Source organism: Ruegeria sp. BHSC037, from assembly GCF_059613045.1.
Window position 1 is genome coordinate 23,130 of sequence record NZ_JBXWRT010000018.1, and the last position, 16,038, is coordinate 39,167.

At 63.1% G+C, this 16,038-nt stretch carries 17 protein-coding genes; 5 read left to right on the plus strand and 12 right to left on the minus strand.

Annotated features, from left to right (window positions below; translation table 11 throughout):
- Positions 1–5 precede the first annotated feature (5 nt).
- Both AC2FMN_RS15985 and nth read right to left on the minus strand, forming a co-directional pair.
- Positions 6–995 carry an adenosine kinase gene (locus AC2FMN_RS15985; protein ID WP_496689373.1) on the minus strand — a complete coding sequence of 330 codons (990 nt, stop codon included), beginning with the start codon at positions 993–995 and terminating at the stop codon, positions 6–8.
- Entirely contained in the window at positions 992–1,636 is a 645-nt protein-coding gene (gene nth / locus AC2FMN_RS15990) for an endonuclease III (protein WP_496689375.1), read from the minus strand. The genes AC2FMN_RS15985 and nth overlap by 4 nt, the downstream gene beginning before the upstream one ends.
- 132 nt (positions 1,637–1,768) lie before the next feature.
- Between nth and AC2FMN_RS15995 the strand changes: the two genes are divergently transcribed.
- Together AC2FMN_RS15995 and AC2FMN_RS16000 are read left to right on the plus strand one after the other, a co-directional pair.
- Positions 1,769–2,620 (plus strand): bifunctional helix-turn-helix domain-containing protein/methylated-DNA--[protein]-cysteine S-methyltransferase, encoded by an 852-nt coding sequence (locus tag AC2FMN_RS15995; RefSeq protein WP_496689376.1) that lies wholly within the window; start codon positions 1,769–1,771, stop codon positions 2,618–2,620.
- A 176-nt stretch (positions 2,621–2,796) separates the two neighbouring features.
- Positions 2,797–3,231 carry a glyoxalase superfamily protein gene (locus tag AC2FMN_RS16000; protein ID WP_496689377.1) on the plus strand — a complete coding sequence of 145 codons (435 nt, stop codon included), beginning with the start codon at positions 2,797–2,799 and terminating at the stop codon, positions 3,229–3,231.
- A gap of 63 nt (positions 3,232–3,294) precedes the next feature.
- Here the strand turns inward: AC2FMN_RS16000 and AC2FMN_RS16005 are convergent, their stop codons facing one another.
- The gene (locus tag AC2FMN_RS16005) at positions 3,295–4,734 is read right to left on the minus strand and encodes an aldehyde dehydrogenase family protein (RefSeq protein WP_496689379.1); all 1,440 of its coding nucleotides are present in this window, start codon (positions 4,732–4,734) and stop codon (positions 3,295–3,297) included.
- A gap of 217 nt (positions 4,735–4,951) precedes the next feature.
- Here AC2FMN_RS16005 and AC2FMN_RS16010 point away from each other — a divergent pair, with 217 nt between their 5' ends.
- On the plus strand, positions 4,952–5,602 hold the full coding sequence (locus AC2FMN_RS16010) for a peroxiredoxin (RefSeq protein WP_496689381.1): 651 nt from the start codon (positions 4,952–4,954) through the stop codon (positions 5,600–5,602).
- 68 nt (positions 5,603–5,670) lie between these two features.
- Here the strand turns inward: AC2FMN_RS16010 and AC2FMN_RS16015 are convergent, their stop codons facing one another.
- Both AC2FMN_RS16015 and pnp read right to left on the minus strand, forming a co-directional pair.
- Positions 5,671–6,414 (minus strand): glycosyltransferase family 25 protein, encoded by a 744-nt coding sequence (locus AC2FMN_RS16015; protein WP_496689383.1) that lies wholly within the window; start codon positions 6,412–6,414, stop codon positions 5,671–5,673.
- A gap of 92 nt (positions 6,415–6,506) precedes the next feature.
- Positions 6,507–8,657, minus strand: a complete 2,151-nt coding sequence (pnp, locus tag AC2FMN_RS16020) for a polyribonucleotide nucleotidyltransferase (RefSeq protein ID WP_496689385.1) — start codon at positions 8,655–8,657, stop codon at positions 6,507–6,509.
- A 285-nt stretch (positions 8,658–8,942) separates the two neighbouring features.
- Between pnp and AC2FMN_RS16025 the strand changes: the two genes are divergently transcribed.
- Positions 8,943–9,689, plus strand: a complete 747-nt coding sequence (locus AC2FMN_RS16025; protein ID WP_496689387.1) for a DUF3299 domain-containing protein — start codon at positions 8,943–8,945, stop codon at positions 9,687–9,689.
- A 240-nt stretch (positions 9,690–9,929) separates the two neighbouring features.
- Here AC2FMN_RS16025 and AC2FMN_RS16030 read toward each other — a convergent pair whose 3' ends face one another.
- Positions 9,930–10,247, minus strand: coding sequence for a potassium channel family protein (locus tag AC2FMN_RS16030; protein WP_496683298.1), 318 nt, complete (start codon positions 10,245–10,247; stop codon positions 9,930–9,932).
- Between the two features lie 116 nt (positions 10,248–10,363).
- On the opposite strand from AC2FMN_RS16030, the gene AC2FMN_RS16035 reads away from it, so the two are divergent.
- Entirely contained in the window at positions 10,364–11,686 is a 1,323-nt protein-coding gene (locus AC2FMN_RS16035; RefSeq protein WP_496689389.1) for a metal-dependent hydrolase family protein, read from the plus strand.
- A 75-nt stretch (positions 11,687–11,761) separates the two neighbouring features.
- On the opposite strand, the gene rpsO is transcribed toward AC2FMN_RS16035, so the two are convergent.
- The 6 genes from rpsO to rbfA all read right to left on the minus strand — a co-directional run bounded on the left by rpsO (position 11,762) and on the right by rbfA (position 15,982).
- Positions 11,762–12,031, minus strand: coding sequence for a 30S ribosomal protein S15 (gene rpsO / locus AC2FMN_RS16040; protein WP_490360262.1), 270 nt, complete (start codon positions 12,029–12,031; stop codon positions 11,762–11,764).
- A 143-nt stretch (positions 12,032–12,174) separates the two neighbouring features.
- Positions 12,175–13,260, minus strand: coding sequence for a calcium-binding protein (locus AC2FMN_RS16045; protein WP_496689391.1), 1,086 nt, complete (start codon positions 13,258–13,260; stop codon positions 12,175–12,177).
- 94 nt (positions 13,261–13,354) lie between these two features.
- On the minus strand, positions 13,355–13,864 hold the full coding sequence (locus tag AC2FMN_RS16050; RefSeq protein ID WP_496689393.1) for a DUF1643 domain-containing protein: 510 nt from the start codon (positions 13,862–13,864) through the stop codon (positions 13,355–13,357).
- 22 nt (positions 13,865–13,886) lie between these two features.
- A complete protein-coding gene (gene truB, locus AC2FMN_RS16055) occupies positions 13,887–14,792 on the minus strand; it encodes a tRNA pseudouridine(55) synthase TruB (protein ID WP_496689395.1) in 906 nt (301 codons plus the stop codon).
- 54 nt (positions 14,793–14,846) lie between these two features.
- Positions 14,847–15,569 carry a phosphodiester glycosidase family protein gene (locus AC2FMN_RS16060; RefSeq protein ID WP_496689397.1) on the minus strand — a complete coding sequence of 241 codons (723 nt, stop codon included), beginning with the start codon at positions 15,567–15,569 and terminating at the stop codon, positions 14,847–14,849.
- Positions 15,570–15,586: 17 nt separating this feature from the next.
- The gene (gene rbfA, locus AC2FMN_RS16065; RefSeq protein ID WP_496683311.1) at positions 15,587–15,982 is read right to left on the minus strand and encodes a 30S ribosome-binding factor RbfA; all 396 of its coding nucleotides are present in this window, start codon (positions 15,980–15,982) and stop codon (positions 15,587–15,589) included.
- Between the last annotated feature and the right edge of the window lie 56 nt (positions 15,983–16,038).

Below are 16,038 nucleotides of genomic sequence, written 5' to 3' on the forward strand. Positions count from 1 at the left end.
TGACCTCAAACCAACCGTTCTTCCCGCAACAACTCCAGCACGTTGGTATCCGGCCGCGGGCCGATATGGCTGATCACCTCGCGGGCGCAGACGTTGCCGATGCGGGCGCAGGTCTCCAGGTCGCGGCCCGTCGCCATGCCGAACAGGAACCCGGCGGCGAACTGGTCGCCCGCGCCGGTGGCGTCCACCGGCACGATCTTCTCGACCGGCACGTCGATGCGGCCCTCGTCGCTCAGCACCGTCACCCCGTCGCCCGAGCGGGTGCAGACCACCAGCGGGCAGATCGCCGCCGTGCGCCGCAGCGCCTTTTCCAGGTCGTCGGTCTCGAACAGTGACTTGATCTCGGCCTCGTTGCCGATCACGAAATCCAGCTCGTTCTCGATCAGCGACAGGAAATCCGCCCGGTGACGTTCCACGCAGAACGGGTCGGAAATGGCGATGCCGGTCTTGCCGCCGCCCTCGCGGCAGTCGCGCGCGGCCTCGAGGAACGCGGTTTTGCCCTTGTCTTTGTCGAACAGATACCCTTCGAGGAACATGATCTGCGCGTTGCCCGCCACCTCGCGCGGCACGTCGGCGGAACTCAGTTCCGAGGAAATCCCCAGATAGGTGTTCATCGACCGCTCGCCATCGGGCGAGACGAAGATCATTGACCGCGAGGTCGGCAGCTCGCCATCCTGTACCGGCGGGTTGACGAAATCCACCCCGTCCTCGTTCATCGCGTCGGCATAGAAATGCCCCAGCCGGTCGTCATGCACCCGCCCGATAAAGGCCGCGTCCAGCCCCAACGCGCCCGCGCCCGCGATGGTGTTGGCAACCGAGCCGCCCGGCGTCTGCACCCGGTTCTCCATCGAGGCATAAAGCAGCTCGGCCCGCTCGCGCTCGATCAACTGCATGATGCCCTTCTCGATATCCATCATCTCGAGGAAATCGTCGCTGCAGGTGCTGATGACATCGACGACGGCATTGCCGATGCCGACAAGCTGGTAGGTTTTCATAGATTCTTGTCCTCGAATTGGCACAGGTCGCGGATGATGCAGGTGGCGCACATCGGTTTGCGCGCCTTGCAGTGATAGCGGCCGTGCAGGATCAGCCAGTGATGGGCGTGCAGCTGGAAATCGACCGGAATGTTGTCTTCGATGGCGCGTTCCACGGCGTCCACGTCCTTGCCGGGGCAGATGCCGGTGCGGTTGCCGACGCGAAAGATATGGGTGTCGACCGCCTGCGCCGGGTGCCGCCACCACATGTTCAGAACCACGTTGGCGGTCTTGCGCCCAACGCCCGGCAGCGACTGCAGCGCCGCGCGCGAGTTGGGCACCTCGCCGCCGTACTGTTCGACCAGGATGCGCGACATCTTGATGACGTTCTTGGCCTTCTGCCGGAACAGGCCGATGGTCTTGATGTGCTCGATCAGCCCCTCTTCGCCGAGGTCGAGCATCTTCTGCGGCGTGTCGGCGATCTTGAACAGCGCGCGGGTGGCCTTGTTGACGCCCGCATCGGTCGCCTGCGCCGATAGCGCCACGGCGACGACGAGGGTATAGGCGTTCACATGCTCAAGCTCGCCCTTGGGTTCGGGGTCGGCCTGTTGGAACCGGGTAAAGATCTCGCGGATCGTGTGATAATCAAGCTGCTTTGCCATCCGGGCCTTAATGCCGCCCGCGGTGCCGGGTGACAAGCCCAAAGCCCGCTGCACCGGCAATGCGCAAGTTTCGGGTCGCCCCGTCGGGCCCGGCCCGGCTAGGATGGTGCAAGCCACAGCAAGGTGAATGCCATGAACGTCCAAACATCCGAATCCGGGTACCACTACAACGTGATGCGGCGAGCGATCGAGCTGATCGACAGGGGCGGCGAGTCCCTGTCGCTGGAAGAACTGGCCCGCCAGATGGACATGAGTCCTGCGCATTTCCAGCGCCTGTTCTCGCGCTGGACAGGCGTGTCGCCGAAACGCTACCAACAATATCTGACGCTGGGCCATGCCAAGGCGCTGCTGCGCGAGCGGTTCACCACGCTGGAGACCGCGCACAGTGTCGGCCTGTCCGGCAGTGGCCGCCTACACGACCTGTTCCTGAAATGGGAGGCGATGAGCCCCGGCGAATACGCCCGCAAGGGCGCGGGGCTGACCATCTATTGGGGCTGGTTCGAAAGCCCCTTTGGCCCGGCGCTGGTGATGGGCACGGCCAAGGGCATCTGCGGCATGGCCTTTGCGGCCGAGACCGGCGAAGAGGCCGCGATGCAGGACATGCTGTCGCGCTGGCCGATGGCCGACTATGTCGAGGATCCGATGCGCCTGCGCCCATGGGTCCTGTCGGCCTTCGGCGCGGCCAGCGACCGCCTGGAGCCGACGCCGCTGTACCTGATCGGCTCACCCTTGCAGATCAAGGTGTGGGAGGCGCTGATGCAGATCCCCTCGGGCCAGGTGACGACCTATTCCCAGATCGCGCAGGCCGTGGGTGCGCCGCAGGCGGTGCGGGCGGTGGGCACGGCGGTGGGCCGCAACCCGGTCAGTTGGCTGATCCCCTGCCACCGCGCGCTGCGCAAATCGGGGGGGCTGGGCGGCTATCACTGGGGGTTGCCCGTCAAACGCGCCATGCTGGCCTATGAAGCGGCGCAGGCCGATGCCTGATTGACTTGGGGTTCCGCGCCTGCCACAAGGCGCACAGGTTCGGGTCTCCTGCCGCTCGCGGCCGTTTGGCTTTGGTGAAACCCGGTTCAAACCACATCTGTTGCCCTTTCCCGGCGCGCGGATGGCAAGGCGAGCCCCGTCCAATACTCGCGCCGTTTTTGGAAACGAGGCAAGACATGACACAGATCCGAAACATCGCCCCGGTGGGCGAGCTGAAAGTGCAGGCCAAACGCCTGCGCGAGAAACTGCATGGCGCAGGCGTGGCCCTGAGCCATGCGCAATCGCTTGAGATGATCGCCCATCAGCACGGCGCGCGCGACTGGAACACGTTGCACGCGTTGGCCGGAAACCGGCTGCACCTGAAGGTCGGAGACCGCGTGCGGGGCACCTATCTGGGCCAGCCCTTCACCGGGGAAATCCGCGGCCTGACGATGCTGGGCGACGGCGCGCAGCGGCGGATCACGCTGCAGTTCGACACTCCGGTCGACGTGGTGACCTTTGACAGCTTCTCCTCGTTCAGGCAGCGCGTCAGTGGTCAGATCGGCTGGGACGGTCGGTCGGCCCGCCACACGTCGAACGGCGAACCACAACTGGTGGTGCGCCCGGCCTGACGAAAACGGGGCAAGGCGCCTTTCCGCGCCTTGCCCCGCATTTTGTGCGTTCCTGTGCCGGGTTTATTCCGGAGTCCAGCCGCTGACGGCCTTGACCTCCAAAAAGTCCTCCAGCCCCCAGACACCGCCTTCACGCCCGTTGCCCGACTGCTTCATGCCGCCAAATGGCGAACCGGCGGCGCGCGACTGGCCGTTCATCTCGACCATGCCCGAGCGCAGTTTGCGCGCCATGCGGTTGGCGCGGGCGCCATCCTGCGTTTGGACATAGTTGGTCAGGCCATAGGGCGTGTCATTGGCGATCTCGATGGCCTCTTCCTCGGTATCGAAGGGGATCATCGTCAGGACCGGGCCAAAGATCTCCTCGCGCGCGATGGTCATCTGGTTGTTGGCGTCGGCAAACACGGTGGGGCGCACGAAGTAGCCTTTGTTGAACCCTTCGGGCCGACCGGGACCGCCGGCGACCAAGCGCGCACCCTCGTCGATGCCTTTCTGGATCAGGGCCTGGATCTTGGTCCATTGCAGCTCGTTCACGACGGGGCCGATATGGCGGCCTTCCTGCATCGCCGGGCCCACGGTGACCTTGTTGGCCACCTCGGCCGCGGTTTCCACCGCCTTATCATAAATCGGGCGCTGCACCAGCATCCGGCTGGGCGCGTTGCAGCTCTGGCCGGTGTTGTTCATCATGTGCAGCACGCCGCGCTTGACCGCCTTGTCATCGGCATCGGCAAAGATGACGTTGGCGCCCTTGCCGCCCAGTTCCAGATGCACTTTTTTCAGCGTGTCGGCGGCATTCTTGGAAATCGCCGTGCCCGCGCGGGTCGAGCCGGTGAAGCTGACCATGTCCACGTCGGGGTGGCCCGAAAGCTGAGTGCCCACGCCGGCCCCGTCCCCGTTCACAAGGTTGAACACGCCCGGCGGGAAGCCCGCCTCGTGCATCATCTCGGCAAATATCATCGCGTTCAGCGGGCTCTGCTCGGACGGTTTCAGAACCATGGTGCAGCCAGCGATGGCCGCCGCGCCAACCTTGAGCGTGATCTGGTTCATCGGCCAGTTCCACGGGGTGATCAGCGCGGCCACGCCGACCGCCTCATAGATGATCCGGTCATTGGGGGCATGATCGCCCAAGGGGCGTTCGAACTGGAAGTTCCTGGCCGCCCGAATGAAATTCTTCAAATGCCAGATCCCGGCGCCCACCTGCTGGGTGCGCGACATGTCGATCGGCGCGCCCATTTCCATCGACATCGCCTGCGCGAGGTCTTCGGCGCGGGTGGGGTAGATCTCGATCAGCTTTTCCACCAGCGCGATCCGTTCGACCACTGGCGTGGCCATCCAGCCCGGCAGCGCCGCCTTGGCCGCCGCCACGGCCGCATCGGTATCGGCCTGACCGCCCAGCGAGATCACCGTGCAGGGCTCCTCGGTCGAGGGGTCGATCACATGGAAATCATTGGGCTGGCTGGGGGCGACCCACTGGCCGTTGATGTAAAAGTCGCGTTTCTCGATCATGGCGTGTCCTCTTGATCCGCATTCATTCGACCGCGCGGTCGGTTTTCTCGGGCACTCTGTCATTGCGGCCCCCTTGGGGCAAGGCAATTCTGGGAATTTGATCAAATTATTGATCGCACGTTTTTTGCCGCTGTGCCACATCAATGGTTTAACCTGTGGGCAAAGTGATTAGGTTTGCACCAACCGACTCGGGTTTTCACAGGAAAGGAGATGCATCATGGGTTTGCGCATCAACGATACCGTCCCCAATTTCACCGCTGAAACGGACCAGGGCACCATCCAGTTCCACGACTGGATCGGCGACAGCTGGGCGATCCTGTTCTCGCACCCCAAGGACTTCACTCCGGTCTGCACCACCGAGTTCTCGGCCGTCGCGCAATTGAACGATGAATGGGCCAAGCGCAACACCAAGGTGATCGGCGTATCAGTCGATGGTGTTGAAGACCACAAGAAGTGGAAAAAGGACATCGAGGCCTATGGCAAGGCCAACCCCGGCTTTCCGATCATAGCCGATGACGGACTGGCAGTGTCCAAGGCCTTCGACATGCTGCCGGCCGAGGCATATCTGCCCGACGGCCGCACCCCAGCAGACAGTGCAACGGTGCGCTCGGTCTTTATCATCGGGCCGGACAAGCAGCTGAAACTGTCGATGACCTATCCGATGACCGTGGGCCGGAATTTTGCCGAGATCCTGCGCGCGCTGGACGGGTTGCAGATGAGCGCCAAGGGTGTGGCCACCCCGGCCAACTGGGTGCCGGGCGAAGACGTGATCATTCCGCCTTCGGTTTCGGACGAAGACGCGAAGGAGAAGTTCGGCGAGTTCGAGACGATCTTCCCCTATCTGCGCAAGACCAAGGCGCCGGCCTGACGGCGACCGGGTCGGGGGCTGTCTGCCCCCATCGCGCCCCAAGGGGCGCGATTCCCCCGAGGATATTTTCAGCCAGATGAAGCAGGCGCGCGCTGCGGATGCAGATGTAGTTGTGCTCGGTAGGCGGCGCGCTTGAATTCGCGGGTCAGTTTGTCGGTCAGAGGCGGTTTCGCCTGGATCGTCGAGCCGCCGATTTCGCCGGCCACCTCCCGGTTGCCGCTGCCCAACAGAGCATGGACGGGCTGGCCCGTGATCCAGTGCATTTGCAGAAACGTGTCCACCGGGCGGTCAATCTGGTCGGTGGCGGCGAGTAGGCGTTCGGCGGCATTCCGCCCCACCACCTGACAGCAGCATTGCAGGCCGATGACCTTGGGCAGGATCAGGCGCAAACCGTCGCGCTCGGCCAAGGTTTGGGCGGCGGTTTCGCGCTGCTTGACCGGGATACGGATATAGTTGTCAGGCGTTGCGATCGGGCGTAGCAGTTCCAGCGCCGCTGACATCCGGTCGGGATCGATACGCAGGTCATCCTCGGCGGTGATGGCCAGATCGATCCCCTCATCGACCATCTTGCGCCAGATTCGTCGGTGGCTTTCGAACACGCCGATTTCGGCCGGGCGCAGGGCGAAGGGGTAGCGCGGGCGATGCAGGTTTCCCGGGTGCAGTGTAACCCCGGCAATCTGCGCTGGATCCCGCCCGTCGACCGCTTCGATCAGTTCGGCATTGGGCAGCTCGGCGCAGAGTTTCTCGGCATTCGGTCGGCGCGCGGTGCTGGACGACATGTGTATGATGAAGGATCGCATGGTACCGTCCATAAAACAGGGGCGCGGCCCGGGAAAGGCCCCGGGCGAACAAAAAAGACCCCGGCCGGAACCGGGGTCTTGGATCAAGCAAGGGGCAGGGCGGATTATTCCGCGCTTTCCTCTTTCTTTTCCTTCTTCTCGGGCACGATCTCTTCGCCGGTTTCCTGATCGACGCATTTCATCGACAGGCGCACCTTGCCGCGATCGTCAAAGCCCAAGAGCTTGACCTTCACTTCCTGACCTTCCTTCAGAACGTCCGAAGGATGGTTCAGGCGGCGGTTCTCGATCTGGGACACGTGGACCAGACCGTCGCGCTTGCCAAAGAAGTTCACGAAGGCGCCGAAATCGACAATCTTCACGACCTTGCCGGTATAGATCTTGCCCTCTTCCGGCTCGGCCACGATCGAATGGATCATGTCATAAGCCTTCTGGATGGCTTCGGCGTTCGGCGAGGCGATCTTGATGATGCCGTCGTCGTTGATGTCGACCTTGGCGCCGCTGGTTTCCACGATCTCGCGGATAACCTTGCCGCCCGAGCCGATCACTTCGCGGATCTTGTCGGTTGGGATCTGCATGGTCTCGATGCGCGGTGCGTGAATCGAGAACTCGGCAGTCTCGCTCAGCGCCTTGCCCATTTCGCCCAGAATGTGCAGGCGGCCGTCCTTGGCCTGGGCCAGCGCCTTCTCCATGATCTCGGGCGTGATACCCGCGACCTTGATGTCCATCTGCAGCGAGGTGATGCCGTTTTCGGTGCCCGCCACCTTGAAGTCCATGTCGCCCAGGTGGTCTTCGTCACCCAGGATGTCGGTCAGAACGGCATAGGAGCCGTCTTCTTCGAGGATCAGGCCCATGGCCACACCGGCCACCGGCGCCTTGAGCGGAACGCCCGCATCCATCATCGACAGCGAGCCGCCGCAGACCGATGCCATCGAGGACGAGCCATTCGACTCGGTGATCTCGGACACAACGCGGATGGTGTAGGGGAAGTCGGTCGGCGCCGGCAGAACCGCCTGCAGCGCGCGCCAGGCCAGCTTGCCGTGGCCCACTTCGCGGCGGCCCGGAGGGCCAACGCGACCCACTTCACCGACCGAGTAGGGCGGGAAGTTGTAGTGCAGCAGGAAGTTCGATTTGAAGTTGCCGTGCAGCGCGTCGATGAACTGTTCATCGTCACCAGTGCCCAGCGTGGTCACGGCCAGCGCCTGAGTTTCGCCACGGGTGAACAGGGCCGAACCGTGGGTGCGCGGCAGCAGGCCGGTTTCGGCCACGATCGGGCGCACATCGGTGGTCGAACGACCGTCGATCCGCTTGCCGCCCTTCACCACGTCGCCGCGCAGGATGCCGGCTTCGAGCTTTTTCATCGCCGAGCCGAGATTCGGGTCTTCCAGCTGCTCTTCGGTCAGGGCGGCCTTGATGGCCTCGCGCGCGGCGGCCACGGCTGCGGTGCGCTCCTGTTTGTCGGTGATCGCGAATGCGGCGCGCATCTGCTCTTCACCGGCGGCCTTCACGGCGTCGTACAGCGCGGAATAGTCCGGCGGGGTGAATTCGAACGGCTCTTTCGCGGCTTCTTCGGCCAGGCTGATGATCAGGTCGATCACCGGCTGGATCTGCTGATGCGCGAAAGTCACGGCGCCCAGCATCTCGGCTTCGGACAGCTCGTAGGCTTCCGATTCCACCATCATCACAGCGTCCTTGGTGCCGGCAACAACCAGGTCCAGGCGCTGCTCGGGGTTCAGGCGCAGGTCCTGCATGTCGTCAACGGTCGGGTTCAGGACGTATTCGCCGTTGGTGTAGCCCACGCGGCAGCCGGCGATCGGACCCATGAACGGTGCGCCCGAGATGGTCAGAGCGGCCGAGGCGGCGATCATCGCCACGATGTCGGGGTCGTTGACCAGATCGTGGCTCAGGACGGTGCACATCACCAGAACTTCGTTCTTGAACCCGTCAACGAACAGCGGGCGGATCGGACGGTCGATCAGGCGCGCGGTCAGCGTCTCTTTCTCGGTCGGACGCGCCTCGCGCTTGAAGAAGCCACCCGGCACCTTGCCGGCAGCATAGTATTTTTCCTGATAGTGCACGGTCAGCGGGAAAAAGTCCTGACCGGGCTTCTGTTCCTTGGCGAAGGTCACGTTGGCCATGACACTGGTTTCGCCCAGGGTGGCAATCACGCTGCCGTCGGCCTGACGGGCAACCTTGCCGGTTTCCAGTGTCAGCGTCTCTTCGCCCCACTGAATTGATTTCTTCGTTACATCAAACATTTGCGTATCCTAGAAGGGAGCTCTCCCAGGCCCATCCCGGGTCTCCCGTTTGCGTGGCGGCCCCATTGCCGCCGACCCCATTCATCCTTGTTTCGAGTGCCGGGGTCAGGGCACAACGTCTCAGATGCTGCGCGCATACAATAGAATCCGCCGGATTGAAAGAGAAACCGAACGGCCCCGGCCCGCACGGGCAAGTGGGGCTATGGACGCACCGGGGTCGCGGCGCTAGGGTAGCGGAAGGAGGCGTTCCGTTGTCGTCGGATCGACCCAAGCGGAGGGACAGGTATGCGAGTCGGACGAGTGTTGGCCCCGTTGGCAGCCTTGCTGATGGCGGCTCAGGCGACCTTGGCCGGACCCGCGCCGCTGAACTGGTCCGACCTGCGCGACCCCGCGGTGCAGCAGTTCGAGGACCCCTATCGCGACCTCAGCCCCGAACAGTTCGACGATGTACTGTTTGCCGTGCGCCTGCGCGGGCGTCTGCAACAGGATCGCGGCACGTCCGAGAACCGCCAGAACTGGCAGGAATTGCTGGATGAAACCGAAGACGCCCTGGCCGCCGACGGGATCGATGTGGACTGGTTGTTGGATCAGCGCGCGGTCGTCACTGAGCGCCGCCGTCGCGCTGCCACGCAGGGCAATCCCGTGCTTGACGGTCAGACCGTGACCTTGGCGGGCTTTGCGATCCCCGCGCCACCGGATCCCGACGGGCGCGCCGTGGCTTATCTGGTGCCCGAACGCGGCATGTGCAGCCACATGCCGCCGCCGCCGCCGAACCAGATGGTCCGCGTTCGGCTATCCGATGACTGGGTGCCTACGTTCAATCACGAGCCGGTCCGCCTGACAGGTCGGCTTGTCATCGACCCGTCCGATCAGCAGATGGTCGTCGTGGACGGGTTGATGCCGATGCGCGCTACGTTCAGTCTTGATGTGATGGACGCCGAGCCGTTGGCACAGACGGCGCCGTCGACCGAGGATGCCGCCGAACGGCTGCGCGCCGCTGCCCGGCGCAAGACCGGCGGGGCCTCGGACTGATCCTGCCGGTCGAGGGCCGGCGAAAATCGCACCGAAACTGCAATATTGCGCAACCGGTCGTTTGGTCACGAGGTAGAATTCGTTCGCCGCAAAAAATGAAACGATAGGATTTCCGCCGGAACCCGCCCGGACTTGGACTCCTGCGAAAAACACGAAGCCTTACGGTAAGCAGTCATTTCTGTGCGCGTCCGGTCGCCCCGGGAAGTCGGGCGAATTGCCCTGCGGTTGGAGTTGCTGGCGTCATTGCCGCAACAAAGCCTTCGCAAATTGAATGAACATTGCGATGAATACGCCGACCCCGACGAAAATGTAGATCACGGTGAAGATCTTGCCGATCTTGGTCGCCGGGGACAGATCGCCGAACCCGACCGTCGACAGAGTGGTCGCGCTGAAATACAGCGCGTCCACCCAATGCCAGCCCTCGACACTGCTGTAGAACAGCGTGCCGGACAGAAGAATAAGCACACACAGCAGCAAACCACCCCGAAAATGCGGATCATCCCAGGATCGGACGATCGCCTTGAGCAGACGGTAGGCATTGAGGATCAGAGCTATCATTCTATACGCCTTCAGGTTGTTTTGACGATTTCTTAGTATTCAACTTTTCGAGTGAAATTCCGCATGTACAAATCGGATTATTTGCTAAGATGCCGGTGTTTGACAGGAGATACTTCATGCGTATTCATCTTTTGGTGGCGATGGTTGCCGCCACCTCGGTTTCCGCGCAGCAAGACCCGGCTCAGACCCTGATCACCAATGTGCATGTATTTGATGGCGTCAACGACGGGCGCATCGAAAACGCGAATGTTCTGATCGAGGGCAACCTGATTGCGGCTGTGTCGACAGACCCGATCTCGGCCGAAGGAGCAAATGTGATCGACGGTGGTGGGCGCACCCTGATCCCGGGTCTGATCGATGTGCACTGGCACACCCTCTATTGTTGCAGCCCGCAAAGCTCGGTTGTGACCGATGATATTTTGGGTGTGGCGATCCGTGGCGCATTGGGGTCCGAAGGCACTCTGATGCGGGGCTTCACGAGCGTCCGTGATGTTGGCGGCAATTCCTTCGCCATCAAGAAGATGATCGACGCCGGCGAAATCCCCGGTCCGCGAATCCTGCCGTCCGGTCCGCCGATCACGCAGACGGGCGGGCATTTTGATTACCGCCCTTATCAGGCGGTGCCGACAAACGAAGGCGATGCTTTGTGGTATTGGTACAGCGTTGGCCTGATGATGCAGGCAGACGGCGTCCCGGAAGTCACCAAGCGGGCCCGAGAAGTCATGCGTATGGGGGCCACGCAGCTAAAGATTTCGGGCGGCGGCGGTGTGTCGTCCACATACGACCCGCTGGACGTTCGCCAATACACAAAGGATGAAATCGAAGCCTTTGTCGAAGTGGCCGACACCTACAACACCTACGTTGCCTCTCATCTTTTCACCGACGATGCTGCGCGCATCGCGATCGAGGCCGGTGTGAAATCCATCGAGCATGGCTTCCTCATGAGCCGTGAGACCATGGAAATGATGCGTGACAATGACGTGTGGCTGTCCGTGCAACCGCTGCTGGATGACGAAGACGGGTTCTCCTTTGATGACCCCGTCAGCCAACAGAAGTGGATCGACGTGACCAACGGCACCGATTTCACCTACAAGACCGCAAAGGAAGTGGGGGTCAAAACCGCCTTCGGGACCGACATCCTGTTCGACCCGAAATTGGCCGAGCGGCAGGGTGCGTTTCTTGCCAAGCTGCAGCGGTGGTACTCTCCTTACGAGGTTCTGCAGATGGCCACTTCGACCAATGCCGAACTGCTGGAATTGTCCGGCCCCCGGCACCCTTATCAGCAAGGACCGCTGGGCCAGATTACAGAAGGCGCTTATGCCGATTTGATCCTTGTGGATGGCAACCCGCTGGAAGACATCGATCTGGTTGCCGACCCACACGAAAACTTCGACCTGATCATGAAAGACGGTGTGGTCTACAAGAATACGCTGGACTGAACACCGTGCTCCTCTGACAATAAAACGCCCGCCAAATGGCGGGCGTCTCGAACTTGAAAGCGGTGTGTTCCGCGCTTAGCGGCGGATGCCCAGCTTTTTGATCAGGTCCTGGTACCGGGCTTCGTTCTTGCCCTTCAGGTAGTCCAGCAGCTTGCGGCGCTGGGCGACCATCTTCAGCAGACCACGGCGGCCGTGGTTGTCTTTCTTGTGGGTCTTGAAGTGCTCGGTCAGGGTGTTGATGCGCGAGGTCAGGATGGCAACCTGGACTTCCGGCGAACCGGTGTCGCCGTCCTTGGTTGCGAATTCTTTCATGACGCGTGCTTTTTCTTCGGCAGTGATCGACATCGGGGTCTCCTTTAAAGGTTAGAGTTGATGGCGCAGGCCGGGATGTCGTCCAGCACAGGCCCATGGAGAAAACCGCACCGATTCCGATGCGGATGGGCGCGTATAGGCGCATTTGGCGCAAATAGCAAAGGGATTCTGGTCCGTCAGCCGGTGGCGGTGGGTTGGGAGTTCGTCAAGGTCGAAACCAGCTCGATATCGTCCAGCGTCAGCCCCTCGGCGTCGAGCAGCTGTGCCACCAACTGCCCGTTGACCAGCACCTGCGTCATGTCCGGGTTGTCGGCATCCTGTTCGATCGAGATCTCGGGCGCCTCGGGCTGGTCCCAGGACACCAGCAGCTTGTCCTGCCCGTGGGCAAAATCCATGACGGTCACTTCCGGCCCGTCCGGGGCGCCGTCGAAGATGAACGTGTCGCTGCCCGCGCCGCCGGTGGCGATGTCGCCCGGGCCGGCCAGGATGGTGTCGTCTCCGGCCCCCCCGTTCAGAAAATCGGTGTCCGGGGTGTCTTCGCCATCGGACCCGTCCAGCGTGTCGTCCCCGTCGCCGCCGAACAGGGCATCCTCGCCCGCGCCGCCGGACAGGTGGTCATCGCCATCGCCGCCCTGCAGCGAATCCTCACCCGCATCACCGACCAAGCCGTCGTCACCCTGCCCGCCGTAAAGCTTGTCCGCGCCGGAACCGCCGGTCAGCCTGTCGTCGCCGTAATGGCCAAACAGCCTGTCGTCGCCGGTGCCGCCATCCAGAGTGTCGTCGTCATCCTGCCCGTGCAGGGTGTCGTCGCCCGCGCCGCCGGTCAGCCTGTCTGCGCCCTGATCGCCGAACAGAACGTCATCCCCGTCGCCGCCTTCCACGGTATCGTCGCCGCCATATCCGTTGATCTGATCATTTCCTGTACCGCCGGCCAGAACATCGTCGCCTTCGGTCCCAGCAATGACCAGGTTGCCGTCATAGTCGGACAGTACGGTGCCGGCAGAGGGTGTCTCCTCCGCATTCGTCGCGCTGTCCTCGGGCGCAATTTCGTCAGTCGCGGTTGCCGTGACGGGTTCGACAAGGTTGCCCTCGCTGGGCACGTCGTCGATCTCGAGCAGGTTGCCTTGGGACAGGTCGTCGATCTCTTCGTCATCGATCACGTCGGTGTCTGTCTCGTCCTCTTCCGAGGGCGAGAGGACATCGCTCATGGCATAGGCGGCGCCGCCGATGGCGGCCAGTCCAAGCAGGCCAAACAGGAACATGAAACCCTCCGAGCGGAAATTGCTCCGAGTGTGAAATATCCCACCCGATCAGGGCGTTGGTCAAAGGCTAGCTGACTCTGTGGTTAACCGTTCGTCACCGGCCCCAGGGCTGCGGTTGCTGCGAATAGGCGGTGTAAAGCGGGTGCTTGGGGTGGCCGTCCTTGGTCAGGCCCAGGTGGAACAGCGGCTGGCCGGTGCCGCGCAGCAAGCGCTCGACCGCCGGGCCGCGATCCAGATGCGCGCCATGGGTGCCCCAGGCGGCGATCACCTGATCGGCCCAGTCCACGCCGGCTAGGATGGCGGCGTCGTTTTCCGACCCCACCGGATCGGCCGCTGCGCGCATCTTGCGCGGGTCGGTGTCGCGCCAGGCAAAGATGTTGGTCACCTGGAACGCCCCGAACCCCAAGGCCCGCGCGCGCCGCTCGCAACGTTCGACGGTCGGGTCGTTCTGCACCTCGGTCGCGGTCGAGGGGTTCAGCATCACGAACAGCGCCCGGCGCCCGGCCGGATCCCAGATGCGGGTCAGGCTGTAGCGATAGCGTTCGCAGTCGGAATAGACAGCTGTTGAGGGCGCATCGCCCTTGGTGTGGGAGCGGGTGATCATGCGCCTTCGCTTAGCACGGGACCTAACCGGCGAACACCCGGCTGGGGTGCAACTCACCGGATTTGTAGATCCCCACCGCTACGGCCTTGTCGTCGAACGAGGCCCAGGCCTCGTCGCCGTATTCCACGTCGCTGGCCAGAACCATGCCGGGGTTGCCGTTGCGCAGGCGGGTGGCGCCTTCGGGGGTGCATTTCAACTCGGGAAGGTCGGTCAACCCTTCTTCCAGCGGGCGCAGGTAGTCATCCAGCGCCGGGGTTTTCGCCATCTCGTCGATTTGCTCGATGCTCAGGCCGTCTTCGACGTCGAACGGGCCGGACCAGATCCGGCGCAGCTCCTTGACATGGCCATGGCAACCCAGCGCCGCCCCCAGATCACGGGCAATCGAGCGGACATAGCCACCCTTGCCGCAGGTCATTTCCAGCACGACATGATCGGGATCGGGGCGGTCGACCAGCACCAGTTCCTCGACCCATAGTGGGCGGGCGGCCAGTTCGACATCCTCGCCGTCGCGGGCCAGCTTGTAGGCGCGCTGGCCGTCGATCTTGACCGCCGAGAACTTGGGCGGCACCTGCATGATCTCGCCCACGAGGGGCAACAGGGCCTGCTTGATCTCGTCATCGGTGGGGCGCAGGTCACTTTCTGCGATCACTTCGCCCTCGGCATCGTCGGTATTGGTGGCCTGACCCAGCCGCACGGTAAAGGTATAGGCCTTGAGCGCATCGGTGATGTAGGGAACGGTCTTGGTGGCCTCGCCCAAAGCGACGGCCAGAACGCCGGTGGCCTCGGGGTCGAGCGTACCGGCGTGGCCCGCCTTCCTGGCGTCCAGCGCCCAGCGAACTTTGTTGACCACGGCGGTCGAGGTCATGCCCGCGGGCTTGTCGACCACCAGCCAACCGGAAATGTCACGACCCTTGCGTTTGCGTCCCATGATGCACCTTGTCGTCTGTTAAGGCGCGCGACCTAGCGGATCGGTCCGACGCTGTCAATTTGCCGGGATGTCCTCGACCACGCCGACGATCGGTCCCAGCGAGAAGCCCACGTCCGACCGGTTCGCCGCCCGGTCATACATACGCGAGATGTTGCCGTCGAAAAACAGCGCGTTGGGCGTGTTCAGCACGTCGCGGAACAGACGACCGAATTCATGGAAGGTGACATAGTCCTCAGAGATCACAAACACAGCACGGCTGCCATCGGCGCTGGTGCCCACCCCGTTGCGAACATAGCGCGAGGTCGAATCCTCGAGAAACCGTGGATGCAATTCGCCGTCGATCACCAGCATCGGGCCGGATTGGGTGGCAAAGCGGCAATCGGGTTTGCGATCAAGATAGTCCAGCGTCTCGAACACGTCGGCGCGGCCTTGGCGGATGCAGAACACCCCGTTGGGCAGCAGGCCGAAATTGCCAGGGCCGGCGTTGGGAATCACGCGCATGAGTTCCTGCCCGTCTTCGACATAGTGGCCCACGGGCGAGCGGTCCTCGTGATACATGCCGGCGTTCATCGCAAAGCTCAGGCGCTGGCCAGCATCGGCCAGTTCCTCGTTCACCGACGAGAAATGGCCCAGCACCTGGCCCGCGTCGTCATACAGGAACAGGCGCAGGTCCTCGGTGGTGGCGTCAACCTCGCACACGGTATAGCGCCGGTCTTCGTGGGCCACGCGCTCGCACGTCACAGCCGCGGCCTGTCCGGCCCAGAGCAATGCGATCACAGCGGCGGTCCTGCGGATCACTCGTCCAGGTCCCGGCGCACGGCGTCCTGTTCGAACATCCGGCGGGTGTCGTCCATGCGGTCGAACGTGTCGTCCAGCCGGAAGCGCAGGTCGGGGGCGAATTTCAGGCCGACCTTCTTGCCGACCATGCGGCGCAGCTCGCCCTTGTTGCGGGCCAGCAGCTCGATCACGGTGTCCTGCCCCTTGCCGCCCAGAGGCAGCACATAGGCGGTGGCGATCTTGAGGTCGGGCGAGGTGCGCACTTCGCCCACGGTGATCGACAGGCGGTTCAGGTCAGGGTCGTGCACGTCGCCGCGCGCCAGCACCTCGGACAGGGTGCGGCGGATCAGTTCGCCGACGCGAAGTTGCCGTTGCGAGGGGCCGGGGCCGTCGTGGAATTTGTTCTTAGCCATGTCCCCGATCTAAGCGCAAAGCGGGGCTTTGCCAAGCGGCCCCGAACCGGGTAGGA

Excerpts from the sequence above, each read along its gene's own strand:
- AC2FMN_RS15985 (WP_496689373.1), bottom strand. The coding sequence starts at position 995 with ATGAAAACCTACCAGCTTGTCGGCATCGGCAATGCCGTCGTCGATGTC.
- nth (WP_496689375.1), bottom strand. The coding sequence starts at position 1,636 with ATGGCAAAGCAGCTTGATTATCACACGATCCGCGAGATCTTTACCCGG.
- AC2FMN_RS15995 (WP_496689376.1), top strand. The coding sequence starts at position 1,769 with ATGAACGTCCAAACATCCGAATCCGGGTACCACTACAACGTGATGCGG.
- AC2FMN_RS16000 (WP_496689377.1), top strand. The coding sequence starts at position 2,797 with ATGACACAGATCCGAAACATCGCCCCGGTGGGCGAGCTGAAAGTGCAG.
- AC2FMN_RS16005 (WP_496689379.1), bottom strand. The coding sequence starts at position 4,734 with ATGATCGAGAAACGCGACTTTTACATCAACGGCCAGTGGGTCGCCCCC.
- AC2FMN_RS16010 (WP_496689381.1), top strand. The coding sequence starts at position 4,952 with ATGGGTTTGCGCATCAACGATACCGTCCCCAATTTCACCGCTGAAACG.
- AC2FMN_RS16015 (WP_496689383.1), bottom strand. The coding sequence starts at position 6,414 with ATGGACGGTACCATGCGATCCTTCATCATACACATGTCGTCCAGCACC.
- pnp (WP_496689385.1), bottom strand. The coding sequence starts at position 8,657 with ATGTTTGATGTAACGAAGAAATCAATTCAGTGGGGCGAAGAGACGCTG.
- AC2FMN_RS16025 (WP_496689387.1), top strand. The coding sequence starts at position 8,943 with ATGCGAGTCGGACGAGTGTTGGCCCCGTTGGCAGCCTTGCTGATGGCG.
- AC2FMN_RS16030 (WP_496683298.1), bottom strand. The coding sequence starts at position 10,247 with ATGATAGCTCTGATCCTCAATGCCTACCGTCTGCTCAAGGCGATCGTC.
- AC2FMN_RS16035 (WP_496689389.1), top strand. The coding sequence starts at position 10,364 with ATGCGTATTCATCTTTTGGTGGCGATGGTTGCCGCCACCTCGGTTTCC.
- rpsO (WP_490360262.1), bottom strand. The coding sequence starts at position 12,031 with ATGTCGATCACTGCCGAAGAAAAAGCACGCGTCATGAAAGAATTCGCA.
- AC2FMN_RS16045 (WP_496689391.1), bottom strand. The coding sequence starts at position 13,260 with ATGTTCCTGTTTGGCCTGCTTGGACTGGCCGCCATCGGCGGCGCCGCC.
- AC2FMN_RS16050 (WP_496689393.1), bottom strand. The coding sequence starts at position 13,864 with ATGATCACCCGCTCCCACACCAAGGGCGATGCGCCCTCAACAGCTGTC.
- truB (WP_496689395.1), bottom strand. The coding sequence starts at position 14,792 with ATGGGACGCAAACGCAAGGGTCGTGACATTTCCGGTTGGCTGGTGGTC.
- rbfA (WP_496683311.1), bottom strand. The coding sequence starts at position 15,982 with ATGGCTAAGAACAAATTCCACGACGGCCCCGGCCCCTCGCAACGGCAA.